Genomic DNA, 20,774 nt, shown 5'->3' with positions numbered 1-20,774 from the left:
GCACACGGGACCGACCGCGTCCCCCACGCGAACCGTGGATGAACAACCGTCAGCCGGTCATGACCGGTGCCCGGCCGCTGCCCGCGCGGTGTCCAGGATGACGCGCGCCACCAGCGCCGGATCGTCGTTCATCGGCACGTGGCCGCAGCCGGGGAGCCGGACCAGCCGGGCCCCGGGGACGGTGTGCTTGGCGCGGACGCCCTGGCGGCGGAGCAGCAGCCGGTCGAGGGTGCCCCAGGCGATCGTGACGGGCAGTCCGGGAACGTCGTCCGTGAACCGTACGGAGCCGCCCGCGGCGAGGGTCCGCTCGAAGCCGGTCGCCCGCCGCAGGGCGAGGGTCTCGGCGACCACCGCCTCCGGGGCGCGCCGCGCCGGGCGGGCGTAGATGGTGCCGGTCAGCGCGGCGCGGCCGGGGCCGCTGCGCGAGAGCCGCTCCAGGACCGGCAGGGGCAGCGCCCTGGCCCCGGCGCGCATGGCGCGCAGCGCGCCGAAGGCGTAGCGCCGCTCGGACTCCGTCCAGAACCCGGCGGGAGACAGGGCGGTGACCGAGCGGGCCAGACCCGTGCGCCCCATCTCCAGGGCGAGCAGTCCGCCGAGGGAGTTGCCCGCGACGTGCGGGCGCTCGACGCCGAGCGCCGCGCAGAGCGCCCCGAGGGCCGCGGTGATGGTGGCGAGGTCGTATGGGACGCCCGGGGGCAGCGGCTCGGAGTCGCCGAAGCCGGGCAGGTCGACCGCGATGACCTCGTGATCGGCGGCCAGGATGTCGGTCACCGGCTGCCAGGCCCGGAGGTGGTGGCCGATGCCGTGCAGGAGGAGGAGCGGTTCGCCGGCGCCCTTGCGCTCGTGGGCGACGGTGGCGGTGCGGGGGCCCAGCGGCGAATCGATCGTGAAGGAGACCGTGGCGGTCATGCTGCTCCTCGTCGGGGGACGCGTATGAGACAGGCCGTCAGTAATGACGAGTTCATCACTACCGCCCGGTAGCCCCGGGCACAAGTCCATACGGAATCCCCGCGACGAGGTGGGTGCGGGGCGCGAACATCCTGTGAACGGCTTGCTACATATGCCCGGTCTGCCCGGCAAAGCGGCCAGGATTGGTCTTGACCAAGGGGGTGCGCCGTCCTATCGTCGCGGATAGTGCAGGAACCTTTAATAAACAAGGGCGCGGAACTGCGGCGCGGAAACGCCGCTGGAGCACGGCGATGCCGAGCACGGTGACAGCGGCGGATTGCAGGAGGAGTCAGGGTGGGGACGACGCAGCTCGAAACGGTGCCGGAGCCGAAGTACTGGCACCTGAAGACCGTGCTCAGCGACGCGCTGGACCAGGACTTCGCGGTCGGCGAGGTCCTGCCGAACGAGCGTGAGCTCGCCGCGCGCTTCGGAGTGGCCCGCGCCACCCTGCGACAGGCCCTGGAGCAGCTCGAACTCGAAGGCCGCCTCCAGCGCCGCCGTGGGGTCGGTACCACCGTCGCCCCGCCGCGCGTGGGCGTCGCCGTCGGCGGCGCGCGGCACGGCTGGCCCGGCGAGGGCACCGAGGGCTGGGAGGCCGTGGACGCGGTCGAGGCCGTCCCCGCCGCCGCCGTCCTGAAGCTGCTCGGAACCGCGGCCGGCGAGGCCGTGCACACCGTGCGCCGGACCCGCGTCACGCAGGGCCAGGCCGTCGCCGCCGAGCTGCTGTACGTGCCCGCGGCCTCCGTGCCCGGGCTCTCCGCCATCGACGCGCCGACCGGTCCCGCCCGGGCGCGGGCCGTCATGAGGGAGCTCCAGCGCCTCTCCCTGGAGGGGCAGGACCGCTCGGTCGAGCTGGGCTCGGCCCGGGCCGACGACGCCAAGGAGCTGGACCGGCTGCCCGGTGCGCCCGTGCTCCTCGTGACCACCCGCTACTTCACCGCCGCGGGCACCGCCGCCGTCTCTGTGGCCACCTACCGGGCCGACACCTGCCGCCTCACCTTCGGCGACTCCGGCGTGGAGATCACGGAGACCCGCGCCGCCTCCTGACAGCGCCGCACGCGCAACCACCGACGCACCGCGCGGAAGAACCCCGGGAGCCCACGGCCCGGGGGTTCTCCGTGTCCGGGCGCCGCCACGAGGCGGGCCCCCGGGACCGGGAGTCACCGGCGGGTGGTGACCGTCTTCTCCACCGCGAACAGCTCTTCCTCGACGTGGTCCAGGGCGAGGCGCAGGGCCCCCGTGGCCACGGCCGCTTCGCCGAGCAGGGACAGGGCCACCCGTGGCGGGCGCAGGCAGTAGCGCTCCAGTTCCCGGCGCAAAGGGTCCAGGACCCCGTCCAGACCGGCCGCCCAGCCGCCCACGACCACGAGCTCCGGGTCCATCGCCAGCACCAGCGCCGCCACGTCGTGGACGAGCCGCTGGAGGAACCGGTCCACCGCGGCCACCGCGCGCACGTCGCCCCGCTTGGCCATCGCGAACACCTCCGCGACCGCCGGCTCGTCCAGCGGATGGAGGGGTTCACCCGTCGTCGACAGCAGCCGCTCCGGGGTGGCTTCACGGCCCAGCAGGTGCAGGGCGCCGATCTCGCCCGCCGCGCCGCCGAAGCCCCGGTGCAGCCTGCCGCCGATCAGCGAGCCGGCGCCCGGGCTGAGCCCGGCCATCACGAACACCATGTCACCGGTGTCGCGCGCCGCGCCCTTCCAGTGCTCGGCGACGGCCGCCGCGTTGGCGTCGTTCTCCACCTGGACCGGGCAGCGGAACGAACGCCGCAGCCGCTCGCCGAGCGGCAGTCCCGTCCAGCCCGGCAGGGCCGTGCCCAGGCGGACCGTTCCGTCGGCCTCGACGATGCCGGGGCTGCCGACCCCGACCGCCCGCAGGGAGTCACGGGGAATCCCGGCCCGGCGCAGCAGATCGGCGACCGCCGCCCTGACGCGCTCCAGACGCTCGTCGGCCGAAGCCGTCTCGGAGACTTCCTTGGTGCCCGCCCCGATGACCCGGCCGTCGAGCCCCGACAGCAGTACCGCGATCCGGTGCGAGCCGATCTCGATGCCCAGCAGGTGCCCCGCCTCGGCGCGGAAGCGGAATCGCCTCGCCGGCCGGCCCTGCCGGCGCGCGCCTTCCTCGGCGACCGCTTCGACCACCAGGCCGGTGCCGATCAGCCCCTCCACGACCCCCTCGACGGTCGGCCGGGACAGCCCGGTCACCCGCGTGAGGTCGGTGAGGGTGGGCGATCCGGCCGACCGCAGCGCGCGAAGCACCACGGCCGAATTGATGCGCCGGAGCAGAGAGGGATCCCCGCCGGTCAGCTGCCCCAACGTGTGTCCTCCCAGCTAGCGACCCTGTCAGGCGGATCGTACTGCGCCCCCGCCGCGGCGGCGAGAAGCGGCCCCCCTCAGCCGGAACCAGCGCCTTCCCTCAGGCCGGCGAGACGAATCCGGACTCGTACGCCGTGATCACCGCCTGCGTCCGGTCGCGCGCCCCCAGCTTGCCCAGGATCGCGCTGACATGGGACTTGACGGTCTCCGTGCCGACGATCAGCTCACGGGCGATCTCCACATTGGTCAGCCCCCGCGCCATGAGCCGCAGCACGGACTCCTCGCGCTCCGTCAGCGCGGCCCGCTTGAGGACCGTGCGGGCCTCCTGGTTGCCGTACTCGGCCGCGAGGGCCCGCACCGCCGCGGGGAAGAGCAGGGTCTCGCCCTCGGCGACGAGCCGTACCGCGTGGACGATCTCCGAGGGGCGGGCCCGCTTGAGCAGGAAGCCGTCGGCTCCGGCGCGCAGCGCCTGATAGACGTACTCGTCGTTCTCGAAGGTCGTGACCACGAGGATCTTCGGCGGCGAGTCCACCGACCGCAGGACCGCCTTGGTCGCCTCGATCCCGTCGAGCAGCGGCATCCGCACGTCCATCGCCACCACGTCCGGCCGCAGCCGGCGTACGAGGGGGATGACGGACGCGCCGTCCGCGGCCTCACCCACCACCGCGATGTCGGGCTGGGCCTCCAGAATGGCACGCAGACCCGCGCGCACGAAGGGCTCGTCGTCGACGAGCAGTACGGTAACCGGCATCCGGTCAGGGTATTAGCTCCAGCGGGAGCCGCGCGCGCACCCGCCAACCACCCTCGTGGGGACCGGTTTCCGCTGTGCCGCCGAGCAGCGCGGCCCGCTCGCGCATTCCCCGCAGCCCGCTGCCCCCACCCGTTATGACGGCCGGGCGCCCCGACAGCGGGTTCGTCACCTCCAGGTCCAGCAGGCCCGCGGTCATGCCGACCCGCACCCGGATGGGAACGGGACCGCAGTGGCGCAGCACATTGGTGAGCGCCTCCTGCAGGATCCGGTACCCCTCACGGGTGACCGGGCCGGGCAACTTCTCCAGCGGGCCCGACAGTTGGGCGTCGACCGCCGCCCCCGAGGCGCGCGCCGACTCCAGCAGCCGGTCCGCCTCCACGAGGGTCGGCCGCTGCGACGGCGGCTGCGCGGACTCCCGCAGCACCAGCAGGACCCGCTCCAGATCCTCCAGAGCGGCCCGGCCGGTCTCCTCGATCGCGCTCAGGGCGCGGTCGGTGAACTCCGGGTTCCCGGCCGCCCGTGCCGCACCCGCCTGGACCACCGCCACCGTCAGGGCGTGACCGATGGAGTCGTGCAGTTCGCGCGCGATCCTGGTCCGCTCCAGCAGCCGTTCAGTACGCGCCTCCAGTGCGGTCAGCCGCTCGGAGGCGGACGGCCCCAGCAGGAGCCGGGCGATCGCGGTGATCAGCTCGCCCAGCAGGGCCACGACGGTGATCAGCAGGACCAGTGGCACCGGGGCGAGCACGGCCGCGGCCCAGCGCGCCGGGACGAACGGCAGCATGGGGTCGGCCGGGGGGTGCCCGAGCGCGGCCGCGGCCAGCTCCACGGACACGACCGGGAGGCAGACACTGGCGAACATGGCGGCCCCCGACACCACCAGCCGTATCTCCAGCCACAGCAGGGTGCGCCACCGGTCCGCCCAGCGCGCCGACGGGGCGGCGCTGATCAGGCTCTCTTCACCGGCCCGGTCCTGGGGAGTGAGCAGGAACTGCGCCTGGAGCCCTTCGGCCAGCCGTACCCAGGGCACGAACGCGAACGGTATGACGATCAGCAGGGGCATCCACGGACTGCGCGGGTTGATGAACATCCAGAGGGCAAGCAGCAGCAGCGGGACGCACAAGTGCAGCCAGCGCGAGTACGTCACCGGCCGGAACGGGGCACGGAGAAGTCGGATCATGCCCTCATCGTGGCAGGCGGAGAACCGGTGCCGTCTCCCCCACGTGGGGGAGACGGCACCCTCGCATGGGGGAGGGAGCGGCCGGGGCCGGACGGCGAATCTTGAGCCATGAAGCGCATCGAGATCCGCGAACTGACCAAGGACCACGGCACCCACCGGGTCGTGGACCACCTCACCTTCGACGTCCTGCCGGGCAGGGTCACGGGATTCCTGGGGCCCAACGGGGCCGGCAAGTCCACCACCATGCGCCTGATCCTGGGCCTGGACCGGGCGACCGCCGGCACCGCCACGATCGCCGGGAGCCGGTTCACCGATCTGCGGAGCCCGCTGCGGGAGGTCGGCGCCCTGCTCGATCCACAGGCGGCCCACGCGGGACGGCGGGCCCGGGACCACCTCCTCGCCCTCGCCGTCAGCAACGGCATCCCCGCCGCCCGGGTGGACGTGGTCCTCGAGCAAGCCGGCATCGCGGCGGTCGCCCGGCGCCGGATCGGCACCTTCTCACTCGGCATGCGCCAGCGCCTGGGCATAGCCGCCGCCCTGCTGGGAGACCCCGGCGTCCTGCTGCTGGACGAGCCGACCAACGGCCTCGACCCCGAGGGAATCATCTGGATCCGTGAGCTGATGCGCGGCCTCGCCGCCGAGGGGCGCACGGTCTTCGTCTCCAGTCACCTGATGGCCGAGTCCGCCGCGTTCGTCGACCACCTCGTCGTGCTCGGGCAGGGCAGGCTGCTCACCGACAGCTCGCTGGAGGAGTTCATCGACGCCCGCAGCACGCCGAGGGTGCGGCTGCGGACCCCGGAACCGGACCGGCTGGCAGCTGCCCTGGCCCGCGAGGGCCTGCTCATGACCGCCGCCGAGGAAGGGCGCTGGACCGTCGACGGCATGCGGGCCGAGCTGGTCGGGGCCCTCGCCGCCCGGGAGGGCATCGCCGTACTGGAACTCGCCGACGAACGGGCCTCGCTGGAGCAGGCCTACCTCGAACTGACCGCGAGCCGCACCCCCTTCTCCGCCAACGCCGCCTGAAACCGATGGGAGCCACTGCCATGACCGCCGCCCTGCCCACCGTCCCCGTCCTGCACTCGGAATGGATCAAGATACGTTCCGCCCGCGCGGTCCTCGGATCGCTGACGGCCGTCTTCGCGGCCACCGCCGGCATCACGGTGCTCACCGCCGCCGCGATCGGGAAGTCCGAGCCCGGAGCCCTGGGGGAGGACCGGCTGCTCGGGGCCTTCTTCGGAATCAACTTCGGTCAGATAGCGGCCATAGCCTTCGGTGCGACCGCCTTCGCCGGGGAGTTCCGCAACGGCGCCCTGCGGGTCTCGCTCACCGCGGTGCCCAACAGGACCAGGCTGTACCTGTCCAAGGCCGCCGCCGTGGCCGGACTCGCCTTCCTGGTCGGGCAGGTCACCGGCCTCGTGACCTTCGTGGCCGGGCAGGCCTTCATGGGGGAGTACGCCCTGTCCCTGGGCGACGCCGGGACGGTGCGCGCCGTCTTCGGCAGCGGGGTCTACCTCACCCTGATCGCCCTGCTGGCGGCCGGTCTCACCGCCCTGGTACGCAGCGGCACCCTCGTGATGAGCCTGCTCATACCCTTCCTGCTCATCGTGCCCTTCGTGGTGGGTCAGGTCGTGGGCGGGGCCATGCAGTTCATGCCGGACCGGGCCGGCCAGGCGGTGATGCGGACACACGCCGAGGGCGCGCTCGGGCCCTGGAGCGGGCTCGCGGTGGCCGCGTTGTGGGCGCTCGCGGCCCTGGCGGCGGGCTGGGTGGCCGTACGGCGTCGCGACGCGTGACGCCGGGCCAGTTGTCAGTGGTCCGCCGGATACTGACGGCATGACCACGGCAGACCATCTCGACACGATCGACCGGCTCCGGACGCGGGAATTCCCGTCCGAGCAGGCCGTGCGAGGCGAACGGAGCACCGGCCCCGGTTACCACCTGGTCCAGCTCAGCCGCACGCGGGATTTCTGGGACGACGACGGCTCCGGCTGGGAGGAGGCCGAGGAACAGATCAGCGCCGAGTACGGGGCGCTCGCCGAGGCCCTGAGCGACCGGTGGGGGCAGCCACAGGTCTTCGCCCTGGCGTCGACGCTCGACCGGGTGTTCGACGGAGAGGAGATACCGGACCCGTGGCTGGAGCTGTGCAACATCACCGACCACGTGCACCTGTGGCGGGTCGAGGACCGGTGGCTGGTGGTGTGCGTGGCCCAGTGGGACAAAGAGTTCCCGTTCCTGCTGATGGCCGGGGTCACCGTGGTGGACCCGCCGTAGCCGGAGGGGGCGGATCAGGAGCCGTCCGGCCCCTGGGCGGCGACGCGCAGGCGGGCGTACTCCTCGGCCATGGACTCCGCGGTCCAGTGGGCGTTCAGGCCGCTGGGGTTGGGCAGGGCCCAGATGCGGGTGGCGCCGATGGTGCGGTCCTGGGGGCCTATCCGGGCCTTCCTTTCACCGAACGCCGTGCGGTAGGCGGTGACGCCGACCACGGCCAGCCACTGGGGGCGCAGCCGCTCCACCTTCGCGGTGAGGATCCTGCCGCCCTCGCGGAACTCCTCCGCGGTCAGCTCGTCGGCGCGGGCGGTGGCCCTGGCGACGACGTTGGTGATGCCCAGGCGGTAGGACAGCAGCTCCTCCTGCTCCTCGGGGGCCAGCCTTCGGGGGGTGAAGCCCGACAGGTGCAGGACCGGCCAGAAACGATTGCCGGGGCGGGCGAAGTGGTGGCCCGTCGCGGCGGAGAGGAGACCCGGATTGATTCCGCAGAAGAGTACGCGCAGACCGCCCGCGACCACGTCCGGGAGGACGCGGCCGCGGGCGGCTTCGAGCTCGTCGGGGGTCAGAGGATCGACCCCGGAGCGTAACCGGCAGCCTCCGGGTGCTCCTTGGCGATGGCCTCGATACGGGAGACCACGGCGGCGACCTGGTCACCCGCGGCGCCCGTGAAGGAGAGCTTGTCCGCCATGAGGGCGTCGAGCTGCGCACGGTCCAGCGGCATCCGCTCGTCGGTCGCCAGCTTGTCCAGCAGCTCGTTGCGCTCGGCGCCCTGCTCGCGCATGGCCAGGGCAGAGGCGACGGCGTGCTCCTTGATGACCTCGTGCGCGGCCTCCCGGCCAACACCGGCCCGCACCGCGCCCATCAGCACCTTGGTGGTGGCGAGGAACGGCAGGTAGCGGTCCAGCTCGCGGGCCACGACGGCCGGGAAGGCGCCGAACTCGTCGAGGACCGTCAGGAAGGTCTCCAGCAGGCCGTCGAAGGCGAAGAACGCGTCGGGCAGGGCGACCCGGCGGACGACGGAGCAGGAGACGTCGCCCTCGTTCCACTGGTCACCGGCCAGCTCGGCCGTCATCGAGGCGTAGCCGCGCAGGATGACCATCAGGCCGTTCACGCGCTCGCAGGAGCGGGTGTTCATCTTGTGCGGCATCGCGGAGGAGCCGACCTGGCCGGGCTTGAAGCCCTCGGTGACCAGCTCGTGGCCGGCCATCAGGCGGATCGTCTTCGCGATCGACGAGGGGGCGGCGGCCAGCTGGACCAGGGCGGACACCACGTCGTAGTCGAGGGAGCGCGGGTAGACCTGGCCGACCGAGGTGAAGGCCTGGGCGAAGCCGAGGTGGGAGGCGATGCGCTGCTCCAGGTCGGCCAGCTTGGAGGCGTCGCCGCCCAGCAGGTCGAGCATGTCCTGGGCGGTGCCGACCGGGCCCTTGATCCCGCGCAGCGGGTAGCGCCGGAGGAGGTCCTCCAGGCGGTCGTAGGCGACCAGCAGCTCGTCGGCGGCGGTCGCGAAGCGCTTGCCCAGGGTGGTCGCCTGCGCGGCCACGTTGTGGGAGCGGCCGGCCATGACCAGCTCGGCGTGCTCGCCGGCGAGCTTGCCGAGGCGGGCCAGGACGGCGACGGTGCGGTCGCGGACCAGCTCGAGCGAGAGCCGGATCTGGAGCTGCTCGACGTTCTCGGTGAGGTCGCGGGAGGTCATGCCCTTGTGCACGTGCTCGTGGCCGGCGAGGGCGTTGAACTCCTCGATCCGGGCCTTCACGTCGTGCCGGGTGACCTTCTCGCGCTCGGCGATGGAGGCGAGGTCGACCGTCTCCAGGACACGCTCGTAGTCGGCGAGGGCGGCGTCGGGGACCTCGATGCCGAGGTCCTTCTGGGCGCGCAGCACGGCGAGCCACAGCCGCCGCTCCAGCGTGACCTTGTACTCGGGGGACCACAGGACGGCGAGCTCCGCGGAGGCGTAGCGGCCGGCCAGGACATTGGGGATGCGGGGCTTGGCAGTCACGTGTAGGGATTCTACTTGGGCCGTGGCTGTGCGTTTGCGCAGGTAGGGACCGGCCCGGCGATTGTGGCTTGCTACGAGGGAGGCAGGGCCCCGTACGGCAGCAGGTCCGGGCGCTTGGCGGGGCGGCCGTCCCCGGAGGAACGGCCCGTCAGCCGGCGGCCGATCCAGGGGAACAGGTGCCGCCGGGCGAAACGCAGGTCCTCGGCCCGGCGCACGGGCCAGCCCGGGGGAGCCGCTGGGGACAGGGGCGCCCGCCAGTCCTCCTCGGCGGGCAGCCCTAGGGTCTGCCAGACGGCCTCCGCCACCCTGCGGTGGCCCTCCGGCGTCAGGTGCAGCCGGTCGACGTCCCACAGGCGCGGGTCCCCGAGCACGGGGGCCCCGTACAGGTCCACCAGCAGGGCCCCGTGCCGTGCGGCGAGCTCTTCGAGGATCCCGAAGAGCTCCTCCATGCGCGGCCGGAAGCGTTCCATCACCGGGCCGTTGCGGCCTGGCGAGCGCATCAGCACCAGCTGCCCGCAGGACGGCGCCAGGAGTTCCACGGCGCTCTCCAGATGGGCCCGCACCCGCCCCATGTCCACCTTGGGGCGCAGCGTGTCGTTGAGTCCGCCCACCAGGGCCACCACGTCCGCGCCCATCGCGGCCGCGGCCGGCGCCTGCTCCTCGGCGATCTGGCCGATCAGCTTTCCGCGCACCGCCAGGTTCGCGTAACGGAAGCCCGGCTCGCGGGCGGCGAGCCGGGCGGCCAGCAGGTCGGCCCAGCCCCGGTAGGAGCCGTCCGGAAGCAGGTCGGACATCCCCTCGGTGAAGGAGTCGCCGACCGCGACGAAACTGGTGTATGACGCATTCATCTCCATGGCGGAGCGATGCTACCGCGCGGTAGGGATTCCCGGCTAGGCGGAGGCGGGCCGCCCGAAGAGCTCCCGCAGCACGTCCTCCATCGTCACCAGCCCCGCCAGGGCACCGTCCGCCCCGAGGACCGCCGCCAGGTGCGTACGGCTGCGCCGCATGGCGGTCAGTACGTCGTCCAGGGGGGTCTCCGCCCGCACCTGCGCGATGGGGCGCAGCGCGGACAGCGGGAACGGATCGTCCCGTTCCACCACGTCCAGCGCGTCCTTGACGTGCAGGTATCCCAGGATCCGCTGGCGGGCGTCGACCACCGGGAAGCGGGAGTACCCCGACTCGGCGGACAGGGCTTCCAGAGCGGCCGCGGAGATGCCCTGCCGGGCCGTGACGACGCGGTGCGCGGGCAGCACCACATCGGCGACGGGGCGGCGGCCCAGTTCGAGGGCGTCGTGCAGCCGTTCGCTCGCCCGGTCGTCGATGAGCCCCGCGTCACTGGAGTCCTTGACCATCCGGGCCAGCTCGTCGTCCGAGAACGTCGCCGTCACCTCGTCCTTCACCTCCACGCGCAGCAGCCGCAGCAGGGCGTTGGCGAAGGCGTTCACCGCGAAGATCACCGGCTTCAAAGCCCGGGTCAGGGCCACCAGCGGCGGCCCCAGCGCCAGCGCGGTGCGCACCGGCTCGGCCAGGGCCACGTTCTTCGGCACCATCTCGCCGAACAGCATGTGCAGGTACGTGGCCAGCCCCAGCGCCACCACGAAGGAGATCGCGTGCGCCACCCCGGCCGGCACGCCGACGGCGTCGAGCAGCGGGCTCAGCAGGTGCTCGATGGCCGGCTCGGCCACCACGCCCAGCACCAGGGTGCACAGGGTGATGCCGAGCTGGGCCGCCGCCATCAGGGCCGAGACGTGTTCCAGCCCCCACAGCACCGCGCGGGCCCGCCGGTCGCCCTGCTCGGCGTGCGGTTCGATCTGGCTGCGCCGGACCGAGATCAGCGCGAACTCCGCGCCGACGAAGAAGGCGTTGACGACCAGCGTCGCGAGGCCGATCAGCAGCTGGACCGCGGTCATCGGATCTCCTCCGGGCTCTCGTCGCCGACGGGACCGGCCGGCGCGTGCAGCAGCACGCGCGCGGCCCGGCGACCGCCGGCGTCGACCACGTCCAGGCGCCAGCCGTCCAGCTCCAGGGTGTCGCCGACGGCCGGGATCCGGCCCAGTTCGGTCGCTATCAGCCCGGCCAGGGTCTCGTACGGCCCCTCCGGCACCCGCAGCCCGATCCGCTGGAGCTGATCGGTGCGCGCGGCGCCGTCGGCCGAGTACAGGGTGCGTCCCGTCCCGTCCGTACCGGCCGGGGCCAGGTCGGGGGTCTCGTGGGGGTCGTGCTCGTCGCGCACCTCGCCGACGACCTCCTCGACGATGTCCTCGAGCGTGGCCACTCCGGCCGTGCCTCCGTACTCGTCGATCACCACGGCCATCGTCTGCTTGCCGGACAGCCGGTCCAGCAGCCTGTCCACGGTCAGCGACTCCGGTACGAGGAGCGGCTCGCGCAGCAGCTCCGACACCGGATGGCGGTGCCGCTCCGCGGCGGGCAGGGCCAGTACGTCCTTGATGTGGACGATGCCGACCACGGTGTCGAGGCTGCCGCGGTAGACGGGGAAGCGCGACAGCCCGGTGGCCATGGTCGCGTTGGCCACGTCCTCCGCTGTGGTGCGCACGTCGAGGGCCGTGACCTGGACGCGCGGGGTCATCACGTTCTCCGCGGTCAGGTCGGCGAGGTTCAGCGTCCGCACGAACAGCTCGGCGGTGTCCTTCTCCAGCGCGCCCGCCTTGGCGGAGTGCCGGGCCAGGGCCACCAGCTCCTGCGGACTGCGGGCGGAGGCCAGTTCCTCGGCGGGCTCCATGCCGAGCCGCCGGACCATGTGGTTGGCGGTGGTGTTCAAGTGGCTGATCAGCGGCTTGAACGCCCGCGAGAAGACGCGCTGCATGGTCGCCACGCGCTTGGCGATCGCCAGCGGCGAGGAGATCGCCCAGTTCTTGGGGACCAGTTCGCCGACGACCATCAGCACGACCGTCGACAGGCCGGTGGCCAGGACCAGTGCGGTGGAGGACGCGGCGGCGGCCGACAGGCCCATGTCCTCGAACGGTCCCTTGAGCAGGGCGGCGATCGAGGGCTCGGAGATCATGCCGATGACCAGGCCGGTCACGGTGATGCCGAGCTGGGCGCCGGAGAGCTGGAAGGTGAGGCTGCGGACCGCGGCCAGGGCGCTGTCGGCCCCGCGCTCGCCCCGCTCGACGGCCCGTTCCAGCTCGCCGCGCTCGATGGTCGTCAGCGAGAACTCGGCCGCGACGAAGGCTCCGCAGGCAAGGCAGAGCAGCAGGGCCACGACGAGCAGGAGTACCTCGGTCATCGCTCGTTCACCTCCGTCCCATGATCGGTCAGGAGGGGAGGCGCCGCGCGATGTCGCGCACCGGGATGTCGGGGACTGGGAGGCTCGCCCATGGGCGGAGGCTCACACCTTTCGTCTTCGATCGAGGAAACCGTTCGTCACATGGTAAAGGAAAGGCAAAGGTGATGGCTCTTCCTCCGGGGCGAGTGGGCGCGGGTGATGGGATCGCGGGATGAACGATCTTCACATCGCCCCCGCGGCGGCCGGTGACCTGCCCAGCGTGCTGGACTTCTGGAAGGGCGCCGCCAAGGGCGCGAGCATCAGCGACGACCTGGCCGGAGTCCAGCGGCTGTACGAACGGGACCCCGAGGCGCTGCTGCTCGCCCGGCGCGGCGGCGAGCTCGTCGGCACCGTGATAGCCGGCTTCGACGGCTGGCGCTGTCACCTGTACCGGCTCGCCGTGGACCCCGGCCACCGCCGGCAGGGGATCGGCTCCGCGCTGCTGGCCGCCGCCGAGGAGCGGTTCGCGGCCCTGGGCGGCAGGCGCGCCGACGCGATGGTGCTCGACGGGAACGGGCAGGCGCACGGGGCCTGGCGGGCGGCCGGCTACGGGCCCGAGGACATCTGGACCCGCTGGGTCAAGCCACTCACCGTCTGACCCGCGTTCTGCCCGGCGTCCGTCTCGCGGGCCGGCCCTTCGTCCGCCCCGGGACGCTAGACGGCCTAGTCGTCCAGCCGGCGGGCCGAGCCGATGACGCAGTACGAGGTGGGCAGGGCCGGGCCGCGTTCGGGCAGGCGGAAGGAGCGGTGCGAGACGATCCGGAAGCCGGCGGCCTCCACCGCGGCGAGCGGGTCGCGGGCCGTGTGGCAGCCGCCGAACAGGCGGGGCCACACCGTCCGGTCGAGCGCCCGCTGGACGGCGGCCATGCCCGGCCCGGGGGCCAGCCCGTGCTCCAGGAACCGCAGCTCGGCGCCCGGGCGGAGCACCCGGTGCAGTTCGGCGAGGGCGCGCGGCAGGTTGCGTACGGTGCACAGCACCAGGGAGGCGACCGCGGCGTCGAAGGCCTCGCTCTTGACCGGGAGCGCCTCGGCGACACCCGGTACGAGGTCCACGGGGACCTCGGCGCGCAGCGCTGCCGCCGCGGCGAGCCGGCGCAGGGTGCGCTCCGGTTCGATGGCGACGACCTCGGAGACGGCGGAGGGGTAGTGCGCGAAGTTCAGGCCGTTGCCGGCGCCGATCTCGATGACCCGACCGGACACCCCCTCCAGGAGCTCGCGGCGCAGGGCGCCGATCCCGGCGCGGGTCTCGGCGGCGGTGCTGGCGCGGGCGTAGAACCGGGCGAAGAACGGGTGGTGGACCGGATCGGGGGCGGCGGTGGGCATGGCGGGCCTCCGGGCGCGGATCGGCGGCGGGCGGACGACACGGCTGGGCGTGCCCTCCCGGGCTGTTCCCCGCCGGGGACCGCCCCGAAACCGGTGCCGTCCGTGCGGTGCGGGCCATAATCGGCACCCCGGACCCGTACGTGAAGCGGCACAACTTGAGGAGAGCGGAACCTTGATATCCCCTACGTCCCCGGCCCGGGGCACGTTCCCCGCCAGGGGCACGACCGCCGCCCTGCTTACCGCCGCCGCGGTGTTCCTGCTGGCCGGCTGCGACTCCGCCCCCGCCGCCGCCCCCGCTCCCCGGGCCGAGGCGCCCGCGGCCGACCCCCAGGCCGCCTTCCTCGCGGAAGTGGCCGCGCGCTGCGCCACCGCCACGGCCTCGCCCACCCCCACGGCGCCCGCGGGCGAGGCCGTCCCGCCGGACCCGGAGTCGCGCAAGTACGCCGAGAACCACGCGTACCGGCAGCAGACGCGGCTGACCCCCGCCGCCCGCTGCCGTGGGGAGGCCCACGCGGCCCGGATCAGGGCGGAGCTGGCCACCGCGCCCGCGGCGAACCCCGCCGAACTGACCGCGCTGCTGCGCGGCCTGGGCTACCCCGTCGCCGGCGGTGACGTGTACGAGGGCAACGCCGCCGAAGGCCCCGGCTTCGCGCTGATGGTGCCCGGCACCGGTCCCTGCGTATCGGGGCGGTCAGGCGCCCCCGCCCGCGTCGAGGTCCACGGGGTGTACGTGGAGGGCGGCTGCCGGGAACCGGCGGGGGGTCACTGACCCCCCGCCGTCAGCGCCGCGTCAGGCGGGCCACTCGGCGAGGAAGGACCCCGCCGTCCAAGTCCCGTCCAGCGGCGCCGCCAGCCAGCCCGGCGCCGCCGCGCGGAAGGCGGCGGGCGCCAGCCCTCCGGCGCCCTCCGGTACGGCCCCCAGCAGCGGGAGCCCGGACTTGGGGAGGTCGGCGAGGTTGCACCGCGAGGCCAGGTCGGGTGCGGAGGGCCAGCTGCCGACGACCACCCCGAGCGGGCTGATCGCCCGGGCCGCCAGCGCCTGTGCCGTGAGGTCGGTGGAGTTCAGCGTGCCGAGCCCCGCGGCGGCCACGACCAGCACCGGCGCCGCCATCAGCCGCGCCGCGTCCGCCAGGGTGTGGCCGTCCTCGTCGAAGCGGACGAGCAGCCCGCCGGCGCCCTCCACCAGCACCAGGTCGTGCTCGGCGGCCAGCCGTGCGGCCGCCTCCGCGATCTCGGCCGGGGTCAGGGTGGGCAGGCCGGAGCGCCGCGCGGCGGTGTCCGGGGCCAGGGGTTCGGGGTAGCGGGCCAGTTCCAGCGCGGTCACGGCCGGGCCGGCGAGGCGTACGACCTCGGCCGCGTCCCCCGGCTCGTCCGGGCCGACCCCGGTCTGGGCGGGCTTGAGCACGGCCACCGAGCGGCCGGCGGCCAGGGCGGCGGCCGCGACCGCCGCGGTGACCACCGTCTTGCCGATCTCCGTGCCGGTACCGGACACGACGACTACGGACATCTCAGCCTTCCTGCGCCGCTGCGACGGCCGCGCGGCAGATCCGGGCCACGTCGGCGTCGCCGGTGACGAACGGGGGCATGGTGTAGATCAGGTCGCGGAACGGACGCAGCCAGACGCCCTCCCGGACCGAGGCCCGGGTGGCGGCCCACACGTCGACCGGGTGGTCGAGCTGGATCACGCCGATCGCGCCGAGCACCCGCACGTCCCGGACCCCGGGCAGTGCGGAGGCAGCCGCGAGGCCCTCGCCCAGGCCCGCCTCGATCCGCTTGACCTCTCCCGCCCAGTCCTGCCCGAGCAGCAGGTCGACGGAGGCGAGCGCCACCGCCGTGGCGAGCGGGTTGCCCATGAAGGTCGGCCCGTGCGCCAGGACCGGGACCTCGCCCTGCGAGATCCCATCGGCGATCCGCCCGGTGCACAGCGTGGCCGCCAGGGTGAGGTAGCCGCCGGTCAGGGACTTGCCGAGGCACATCACGTCGGGGGTGATGCCCGAGTGGTCGGCGGCGAAGAGCGCGCCGGTGCGGCCGAAGCCCGTCGCGATCTCGTCCAGGATCAGCAGCACCCCGTACTCGTCGCACAGCTCGCGCAGCACCCGCAGGTATTCCGGGTGGTGGAAGCGCATGCCGCCCGCGCCCTGGACCACCGGCTCCACGATCACCGCGGCCAGCTCGTCGGCGTGCGCGGCGATCAGGGAGCGCAGGTGGGCGGTGTACGCCGGGTCCACGGGGGTGTCGAAGTCCCCGGGCGGGGCGTCGGCGAACACCTGCCGGGGCAGGTGGCCCTGCCACAGTTCGTGCATGCCGCCGTCGGGGTCGCACACGGCCATCGGCTGCCAGGTGTCGCCGTGGTAGCCGCCGCGCCAGGTCAGCAGCCGGGTCTTGCCGGTGCGGCCCAGCGAGCGCCAGTACTGGAGGCACATCTTGACGGCCACCTCGACGGACACCGAGCCCGAGTCGCTGAGGAAGACGTGCTCCAGACCGGCGGGGGTGATCTCCACCAGCCGGGCGGCCAGCCGGACGGCGGGCTCGTGGGTGAGCCCGCCGAACATCACGTGCGACATCCGGCCCAGCTGGGCGGTCGCGGCCTCGTTCAGCACCGGGTGGTTGTAGCCGTGGACCGCCGACCACCAGGAGGACATGCCGTCGACCAGCTCCTCCTGCCCCTGGGCGGGGGAGGCGAGCCGCAGCCGGACCCCCGAGGCGGAGGAGACCACCAGGGTCTCCTGCCGCCCGGGCATCGGTCCGTACGGGTGCCAGACGTGCTGCCGGTCCAGGGCGAGCAGGTCCGCCGTGGCCGAGCCGGGGTCGAGCGGGTCGTGCAGGGGGAACCGGTCACGCATTGGGGGCGATGTCCGTCCCCGCGCCCCGGCGGCGTACCGCCACCAGGTCCGAACGGACCTCTCCCGCCTCCGCCTGGGCGGGAACCGGCGTCTCCCCGGCGTGTCCGGAGCAGCCGCCGCAGGCGGAACCGCAGCCGGAGGTCTCGGTGTCGGCCGGTCCGCAGCCGCCGGAGCCCGCCGCCGATCCGCACACGCCGCCCGCCCGGGCGGCGGCCGCCGCCGCGTCGGCGCGGTGCGCGGGAAGGGTGGTCGTACCGGCACCCTCCACCTCGAAGCCGGCGTCCGCGATCATGTCGAGGTCGGCCTGGCCCGCCTGCCCCTCACTGGTCAGGTAGTCGCCGAGGAAGATCGAGTTCGCCACGTGCAGCGCGAGCGGCTGCATCGAGCGCAGGTGCACCTCGCGGCCGCCCGCGATGCGGACCTCCACGTCGGGGCAGACGAAGCGGACCATCGCGAGGATCCGCAGGCAGCGCTGCGGGGTGAGGTTCCACTCCTTGGCGAGCGGGGTGCCCTCGAAGGGGATCAGGAAGTTGACCGGCACCGAATCGGAGTCCAGCTCGCGCAGCGCGTAGACCACGTCGACCAGGTCCTCGTCGCTCTCGCCCATGCCCGCGATCAGACCCGAGCACGCGGACAGGCCCGCCGCGTGCGCCTTCCGCACCGTGTCGACCCGGTCGGCGTAGGTGTGGGTCTTGGTGATGCCCCCGTACGTGGCCTCGGAGGTGTTGAGGTTGTGGTTGTAGGCATCCGCACCCGCGTCGCGGAGCTTCTCGGCCTGGCCGTCGGAGAGCAGCCCCAGACAGGCGCAGACCTCGACGCCCTCGTTCTGCTCCTTGATGGCGGCGATCGTCTCGCCGACGCGGGCCACGTCGCGGTCGGTCGGACCGCGTCCGCTGGCCACGAGACAGACCCGCTTGGCGCCGCCGGCGACGCCCGCCGCGGCCGCCTGGGAGGCCTCGTCGGGCTTCAGCCAGGTGTACTTGAGGATCTCGGCCTTCGACCCCAGGCGCTGGGAGCAGTACGAGCAGTCCTCGGGGCAGAGCCCCGACTTCAGGTTGACCAGGTAGTTCAGCTTGACGCGGCGCCCGAACCACTGGCGGCGCACCTTGCCGGCAGCGGCCACCACGTCGAGCAGTTCGTCGTCGGAGGTCGCCAGAACGGCCAGCGCCTCTTCGCGGGTCGGCAGCTCGCGCCGCAGTCCCTTTTCCACCAGGGTGTTCAGCAGGTCCATGCGCCCGATCCTGTCCCACGCGACCACTCCCGGCCAAGGAGAGATCGGACAACATGGCCGGAAGGGAGTGTGTGGATCGCCACACCAGCCCCTCCGGTCACGGCGGATAGGGTCGAGCCGATCTGTCGACTGCCGACAAAACGCGAGACACATCGCGAGACGCGACGCGAGGACCGCCGATGACCCAGCACACCCCGCAACCCGAGGACGTCTTCGCCTGGATCGACGGCGCGGAGCGCGTCCGCGAGCAGGCGGGGCTGGTACGGACCCTGCGGCCGAGGCCCGCCTCCTCGCCCCTGCTGGACCTGGCGAGCAACGACTACCTGGGCCTGTCCCGGCACCCCGAGACCGTACGCGGGGCCTGCGAGGCGGCCGAGCGCTGGGGGGCAGGTGCGACCGGCTCGCGCCTGGTCACCGGCACGACCGAGCTGCACGCCGAACTGGAGCGGGAACTCGCCGCGTTCGCGGGCTTCGAATCCGCACTGGTGCTTTCGTCCGGATACGCGGCGAATCTGGCCGCGGTGACCGCGCTCAGCGGCCGGGGCACACTGGTCGTCTCCGACGCCGGCAACCACGCCTCGATCGTCGACGGCTGCCGGCTCTCGCGGGCCGAGGTGGCGGTCACCCCGCACGGAGACCCCGAGACGGCCCGCAAGACCCTGACCGGCCACGAGGGCCGCGCCCTGCTGGTGAGCGACTCGGTCTTCTCCGTCGACGGGGACGCCGCCCCGCTCGCCGCCTACTACGCGGCCTGCCGGGCGGAGGGCGCGGCCCTGGTCGTGGACGACGCGCACGGACTGGGCGTGCTGGGCGAGGGCGGCCGCGGCGCGCTGCACGCCGCCGGGCTCGCGGGAGCGCCTGGGGTGGTCGCCACGATGACCCTCTCGAAGTCGCTCGGCAGCCAGGGCGGCGCGGTGCTCGGGCCGGCCAAGGTCATCCGGCACCTGGTCAACACGGCCCGCGCCTTCATCTTCGACACCGGTCTGGCCCCGGCCGCCGCCGGCGCGGCGCTGGCGGGCCTGCGGCTGCTGCGCCGGGAGCCGGAGCGCGCGGCCCGGGTCCGGGAGGTGGCCGCCGAGCTGTACGAGCGGCTCACCGCGTCCGGCCTGACCGCGGCCCGGCCGGACGCGGCCGTGGTGTCGGTTCGGGCCCCGTCGGCTTCGGCGGCACTGCGCTGGGCCGCCGACTGCCGCGAGGCAGGTCTGTCCGTGGGGTGCTTCCGTCCGCCGTCGGTGCCGGACGGCATCTCCCGGCTGCGGCTGACGGCTCGGGCGGATCTCACGGGGGAGGAGATCAGCCGGGCCGTCGGCACGGTCCTCGCGACCGCTCCGGCCGGAGCCACGGAACGCTAGGGCGTCACGTCACGCGTGCCCGTCCGCCCGTACGGAGGCGAGGAAGCCGTCCCAGGCCGGCCCGGTGAAGAGCACGGCCGGGCCGTCCGTCCGCTTGGAGTCGCGGACGGCCAGCAGACCGCCGGTCAGGGCGGCCGCTTCCACGCAGTTGTTCATTCCGGTACTGCGGCTGCTCCGCCGCCACCGCGCGCTGTTCAGAAGTCCGCTGGTGGATAAGGGGGTTGCGGACACAGGGGTGCCTCCTTACGCGTCGTCAGCGATTGAGCTGATGAGATCCGACGAGTCACGGGGCGGTAGGGCGTGCGCCTGGATGGTGCGGAACGCGGCGCTGTACGCCTCAAGGTCTTCCTTCCGCTCCAGATAGAGGCTACTCGTCAAATGGTCGAGCACCACCACATCCAGATCGGCGATGTTCGGAAATGAGAAAATGACGAACGGTCCGGTCAGGCCGAGATGACCCCCCACGGTGAACGGCAGCACCTGCAGCCGCACTTGGGGGAGCCGCGCCACATCCACCAGATGCCTCAGCTGCTCCACCATCACCTCCGGCCCGCCGATCTGCCGGCGCAGCACCGCCTCGTCCAGCACCGCGCTGAGTTCCAGGGGCGGATCCGCCCGCAGCACCGCCTGCCGTGCCAGCCGTACGTCGACCAGCGCGTCCACCTTCGGCTCCGGCAGCCCGCCCAGCGCGGCCCGGGTCACGGCCCGCGCGTAGTCCGGGGTCTGCAGCAGCCCCGGCACCACGGAGAGCTCCACCGTGCGCGCCGCGCGGGCCCCGGCCTCCAGGCTGATGAAGTCCCGGTACTCCTGCGGGAGCAGGCCGCGGTAGTCGTGCCACCACTGCCGCCCGCGCGCGGTGTCCCCGCTCGACGCCGGACCGGCCGCCGATGCCCCGAGGGCCTCCAGCAGCGCCCGCTGCTGGGCGCTCACCACGCCTCCGTAAGCGTCGAGCAGCAGCCGGATGTCCTCGGTCTTCACACCGCTGCGGCCCGTCTCGATGCGGCTGACCTTCGACTGGTGCCAGCCGACGATGCGGGCCACCTCGCCGCTGGTGAGTCCGGAGCGGTCGCGCAGCGCGCGGAGCTCCTCGCCGAGCTTGCGCCGACGTACCGCGGGACCGTGCTGCATACCCGCTCTCCTTCCACCGGCACACCTCGCGCCAGTCTGCCGTCCAAATACGCTCTTCCGTAGCAGAGTTCACCGCATTGAGCGACAGATATATGCATATCTTGGGGGAACAGCGGAAACGGCGGCACGATGGGTGGCACTCTGGCGCTCAGCGTA

The 20,774-nt window shown here is 73.4% G+C and carries 22 protein-coding genes; 7 read left to right on the top strand and 15 right to left on the bottom strand.

All coding sequences use genetic code 11. From position 1 onward, the window contains the following. Nucleotides 1-57: 57 nt before the first annotated feature. Entirely contained in the window at nucleotides 58-909 is an 852-nt protein-coding gene (locus ACFY7H_RS12675; protein ID WP_388937182.1) for an alpha/beta fold hydrolase, read from the bottom strand. Nucleotides 910-1,242: 333 nt separating this feature from the next. Between ACFY7H_RS12675 and ACFY7H_RS12670 the strand changes: the two genes are divergently transcribed. Beyond that, nucleotides 1,243-1,995 carry a GntR family transcriptional regulator gene (locus ACFY7H_RS12670; RefSeq protein ID WP_388937180.1) on the top strand — a complete coding sequence of 251 codons (753 nt, stop codon included), beginning with the start codon at nucleotides 1,243-1,245 and terminating at the stop codon, nucleotides 1,993-1,995. 113 nt (nucleotides 1,996-2,108) lie between these two features. On the opposite strand, the gene ACFY7H_RS12665 is transcribed toward ACFY7H_RS12670, so the two are convergent. From ACFY7H_RS12665 to ACFY7H_RS12655, 3 genes are all read right to left on the bottom strand, one after another. Beyond that, nucleotides 2,109-3,263: an ROK family transcriptional regulator gene (locus ACFY7H_RS12665; RefSeq protein WP_388937178.1), complete on the bottom strand. Its 1,155-nt coding sequence runs from the start codon at nucleotides 3,261-3,263 to the stop codon at nucleotides 2,109-2,111. Nucleotides 3,264-3,363: 100 nt separating this feature from the next. After that, complete coding sequence (locus ACFY7H_RS12660) at nucleotides 3,364-4,014, bottom strand: response regulator (protein WP_388937176.1); 651 nt, start codon at nucleotides 4,012-4,014, stop codon at nucleotides 3,364-3,366. A 4-nt stretch (nucleotides 4,015-4,018) separates the two neighbouring features. Beyond that, the gene (locus ACFY7H_RS12655) at nucleotides 4,019-5,191 is read right to left on the bottom strand and encodes a sensor histidine kinase (protein ID WP_388937173.1); all 1,173 of its coding nucleotides are present in this window, start codon (nucleotides 5,189-5,191) and stop codon (nucleotides 4,019-4,021) included. 108 nt (nucleotides 5,192-5,299) lie between these two features. Here ACFY7H_RS12655 and ACFY7H_RS12650 point away from each other — a divergent pair, with 108 nt between their 5' ends. Genes ACFY7H_RS12650 through ACFY7H_RS12640 form a run of 3 tightly spaced genes read left to right on the top strand, consistent with a single transcriptional unit; the run spans nucleotide 5,300 to nucleotide 7,462 of the window. After that, entirely contained in the window at nucleotides 5,300-6,214 is a 915-nt protein-coding gene (locus ACFY7H_RS12650) for an ATP-binding cassette domain-containing protein (RefSeq protein ID WP_388937171.1), read from the top strand. A 20-nt stretch (nucleotides 6,215-6,234) separates the two neighbouring features. Continuing rightward, the gene (locus tag ACFY7H_RS12645) at nucleotides 6,235-6,984 is read left to right on the top strand and encodes an ABC transporter permease (RefSeq protein WP_388937168.1); all 750 of its coding nucleotides are present in this window, start codon (nucleotides 6,235-6,237) and stop codon (nucleotides 6,982-6,984) included. Nucleotides 6,985-7,024: 40 nt separating this feature from the next. Further along, complete coding sequence (locus ACFY7H_RS12640) at nucleotides 7,025-7,462, top strand: hypothetical protein (RefSeq protein WP_388937165.1); 438 nt, start codon at nucleotides 7,025-7,027, stop codon at nucleotides 7,460-7,462. Between the two features lie 14 nt (nucleotides 7,463-7,476). Here the strand turns inward: ACFY7H_RS12640 and mug are convergent, their stop codons facing one another. From mug to ACFY7H_RS12615, 5 genes are all read right to left on the bottom strand, one after another. Beyond that, a complete protein-coding gene (mug, locus tag ACFY7H_RS12635; protein WP_388937498.1) occupies nucleotides 7,477-8,025 on the bottom strand; it encodes a G/U mismatch-specific DNA glycosylase in 549 nt (182 codons plus the stop codon). Next, nucleotides 8,022-9,455 (bottom strand): adenylosuccinate lyase, encoded by a 1,434-nt coding sequence (gene purB / locus ACFY7H_RS12630; protein ID WP_388937163.1) that lies wholly within the window; start codon nucleotides 9,453-9,455, stop codon nucleotides 8,022-8,024. The genes mug and purB overlap by 4 nt, the downstream gene beginning before the upstream one ends. Before the next feature lie 71 nt (nucleotides 9,456-9,526). Beyond that, a complete protein-coding gene (locus ACFY7H_RS12625; RefSeq protein WP_388937160.1) occupies nucleotides 9,527-10,309 on the bottom strand; it encodes an SGNH/GDSL hydrolase family protein in 783 nt (260 codons plus the stop codon). A 36-nt stretch (nucleotides 10,310-10,345) separates the two neighbouring features. Continuing rightward, entirely contained in the window at nucleotides 10,346-11,365 is a 1,020-nt protein-coding gene (locus ACFY7H_RS12620; protein WP_388937156.1) for a hemolysin family protein, read from the bottom strand. Beyond that, nucleotides 11,362-12,702 (bottom strand): hemolysin family protein, encoded by a 1,341-nt coding sequence (locus tag ACFY7H_RS12615; protein WP_388937153.1) that lies wholly within the window; start codon nucleotides 12,700-12,702, stop codon nucleotides 11,362-11,364. Before ACFY7H_RS12615 ends, ACFY7H_RS12620 begins: the two co-directional genes overlap by 4 nt. A 211-nt stretch (nucleotides 12,703-12,913) precedes the next feature. On the opposite strand from ACFY7H_RS12615, the gene ACFY7H_RS12610 reads away from it, so the two are divergent. Next, nucleotides 12,914-13,339, top strand: coding sequence for a GNAT family N-acetyltransferase (locus ACFY7H_RS12610; protein WP_388937151.1), 426 nt, complete (start codon nucleotides 12,914-12,916; stop codon nucleotides 13,337-13,339). Between the two features lie 65 nt (nucleotides 13,340-13,404). Here ACFY7H_RS12610 and ACFY7H_RS12605 read toward each other — a convergent pair whose 3' ends face one another. Continuing rightward, complete coding sequence (locus tag ACFY7H_RS12605) at nucleotides 13,405-14,064, bottom strand: class I SAM-dependent methyltransferase (RefSeq protein ID WP_388937149.1); 660 nt, start codon at nucleotides 14,062-14,064, stop codon at nucleotides 13,405-13,407. A 172-nt stretch (nucleotides 14,065-14,236) separates the two neighbouring features. Here ACFY7H_RS12605 and ACFY7H_RS12600 point away from each other — a divergent pair, with 172 nt between their 5' ends. Next, complete coding sequence (locus ACFY7H_RS12600) at nucleotides 14,237-14,833, top strand: hypothetical protein (protein ID WP_388937146.1); 597 nt, start codon at nucleotides 14,237-14,239, stop codon at nucleotides 14,831-14,833. Between the two features lie 21 nt (nucleotides 14,834-14,854). Here ACFY7H_RS12600 and bioD read toward each other — a convergent pair whose 3' ends face one another. Genes bioD through bioB form a run of 3 tightly spaced genes read right to left on the bottom strand, consistent with a single transcriptional unit; the run spans nucleotide 14,855 to nucleotide 18,138 of the window. Next, complete coding sequence (gene bioD / locus ACFY7H_RS12595) at nucleotides 14,855-15,571, bottom strand: dethiobiotin synthase (RefSeq protein WP_388937143.1); 717 nt, start codon at nucleotides 15,569-15,571, stop codon at nucleotides 14,855-14,857. A 1-nt stretch (nucleotide 15,572) separates the two neighbouring features. Then, nucleotides 15,573-16,907, bottom strand: a complete 1,335-nt coding sequence (locus tag ACFY7H_RS12590; protein ID WP_388937141.1) for an adenosylmethionine--8-amino-7-oxononanoate transaminase — start codon at nucleotides 16,905-16,907, stop codon at nucleotides 15,573-15,575. Then, nucleotides 16,900-18,138 carry a biotin synthase BioB gene (gene bioB, locus ACFY7H_RS12585; RefSeq protein ID WP_388937138.1) on the bottom strand — a complete coding sequence of 413 codons (1,239 nt, stop codon included), beginning with the start codon at nucleotides 18,136-18,138 and terminating at the stop codon, nucleotides 16,900-16,902. Before bioB ends, ACFY7H_RS12590 begins: the two co-directional genes overlap by 8 nt. 179 nt (nucleotides 18,139-18,317) lie before the next feature. On the opposite strand from bioB, the gene ACFY7H_RS12580 reads away from it, so the two are divergent. Then, entirely contained in the window at nucleotides 18,318-19,490 is a 1,173-nt protein-coding gene (locus ACFY7H_RS12580; protein ID WP_388937135.1) for an 8-amino-7-oxononanoate synthase, read from the top strand. Nucleotides 19,491-19,499: 9 nt separating this feature from the next. Here the strand turns inward: ACFY7H_RS12580 and ACFY7H_RS12575 are convergent, their stop codons facing one another. Continuing rightward, nucleotides 19,500-19,721 (bottom strand): DUF397 domain-containing protein, encoded by a 222-nt coding sequence (locus tag ACFY7H_RS12575; RefSeq protein ID WP_388937133.1) that lies wholly within the window; start codon nucleotides 19,719-19,721, stop codon nucleotides 19,500-19,502. 12 nt (nucleotides 19,722-19,733) lie between these two features. Further along, nucleotides 19,734-20,618, bottom strand: coding sequence for a helix-turn-helix domain-containing protein (locus ACFY7H_RS12570; protein WP_388937131.1), 885 nt, complete (start codon nucleotides 20,616-20,618; stop codon nucleotides 19,734-19,736). Between the last annotated feature and the right edge of the window lie 156 nt (nucleotides 20,619-20,774).

This window comes from Streptomyces sp. NPDC012794, from assembly GCF_042901085.1.
In the GTDB taxonomy this organism is placed as follows: domain Bacteria; phylum Actinomycetota; class Actinomycetes; order Streptomycetales; family Streptomycetaceae; genus Streptomyces.
This window is presented reverse-complemented; position numbering and strand designations above follow the sequence as displayed.

What these genes read in the sequence shown, in the direction of transcription:
- ACFY7H_RS12675 (WP_388937182.1), bottom strand. Translation starts at nt 909, where the DNA reads ATGACCGCCACGGTCTCCTTCACGATCGATTCGCCGCTGGGCCCCCGC.
- ACFY7H_RS12660 (WP_388937176.1), bottom strand. Translation starts at nt 4,014, where the DNA reads ATGCCGGTTACCGTACTGCTCGTCGACGACGAGCCCTTCGTGCGCGCG.
- ACFY7H_RS12655 (WP_388937173.1), bottom strand. Translation starts at nt 5,191, where the DNA reads ATGATCCGACTTCTCCGTGCCCCGTTCCGGCCGGTGACGTACTCGCGC.
- ACFY7H_RS12650 (WP_388937171.1), top strand. Translation starts at nt 5,300, where the DNA reads ATGAAGCGCATCGAGATCCGCGAACTGACCAAGGACCACGGCACCCAC.
- ACFY7H_RS12645 (WP_388937168.1), top strand. Translation starts at nt 6,235, where the DNA reads ATGACCGCCGCCCTGCCCACCGTCCCCGTCCTGCACTCGGAATGGATC.
- ACFY7H_RS12640 (WP_388937165.1), top strand. Translation starts at nt 7,025, where the DNA reads ATGACCACGGCAGACCATCTCGACACGATCGACCGGCTCCGGACGCGG.
- ACFY7H_RS12625 (WP_388937160.1), bottom strand. Translation starts at nt 10,309, where the DNA reads ATGGAGATGAATGCGTCATACACCAGTTTCGTCGCGGTCGGCGACTCC.
- ACFY7H_RS12620 (WP_388937156.1), bottom strand. Translation starts at nt 11,365, where the DNA reads ATGACCGCGGTCCAGCTGCTGATCGGCCTCGCGACGCTGGTCGTCAAC.
- ACFY7H_RS12615 (WP_388937153.1), bottom strand. Translation starts at nt 12,702, where the DNA reads ATGACCGAGGTACTCCTGCTCGTCGTGGCCCTGCTGCTCTGCCTTGCC.
- ACFY7H_RS12610 (WP_388937151.1), top strand. Translation starts at nt 12,914, where the DNA reads ATGAACGATCTTCACATCGCCCCCGCGGCGGCCGGTGACCTGCCCAGC.
- ACFY7H_RS12605 (WP_388937149.1), bottom strand. Translation starts at nt 14,064, where the DNA reads ATGCCCACCGCCGCCCCCGATCCGGTCCACCACCCGTTCTTCGCCCGG.
- bioD (WP_388937143.1), bottom strand. Translation starts at nt 15,571, where the DNA reads ATGTCCGTAGTCGTCGTGTCCGGTACCGGCACGGAGATCGGCAAGACG.
- ACFY7H_RS12590 (WP_388937141.1), bottom strand. Translation starts at nt 16,907, where the DNA reads ATGCGTGACCGGTTCCCCCTGCACGACCCGCTCGACCCCGGCTCGGCC.
- bioB (WP_388937138.1), bottom strand. Translation starts at nt 18,138, where the DNA reads ATGGACCTGCTGAACACCCTGGTGGAAAAGGGACTGCGGCGCGAGCTG.
- ACFY7H_RS12580 (WP_388937135.1), top strand. Translation starts at nt 18,318, where the DNA reads ATGACCCAGCACACCCCGCAACCCGAGGACGTCTTCGCCTGGATCGAC.
- ACFY7H_RS12570 (WP_388937131.1), bottom strand. Translation starts at nt 20,618, where the DNA reads ATGCAGCACGGTCCCGCGGTACGTCGGCGCAAGCTCGGCGAGGAGCTC.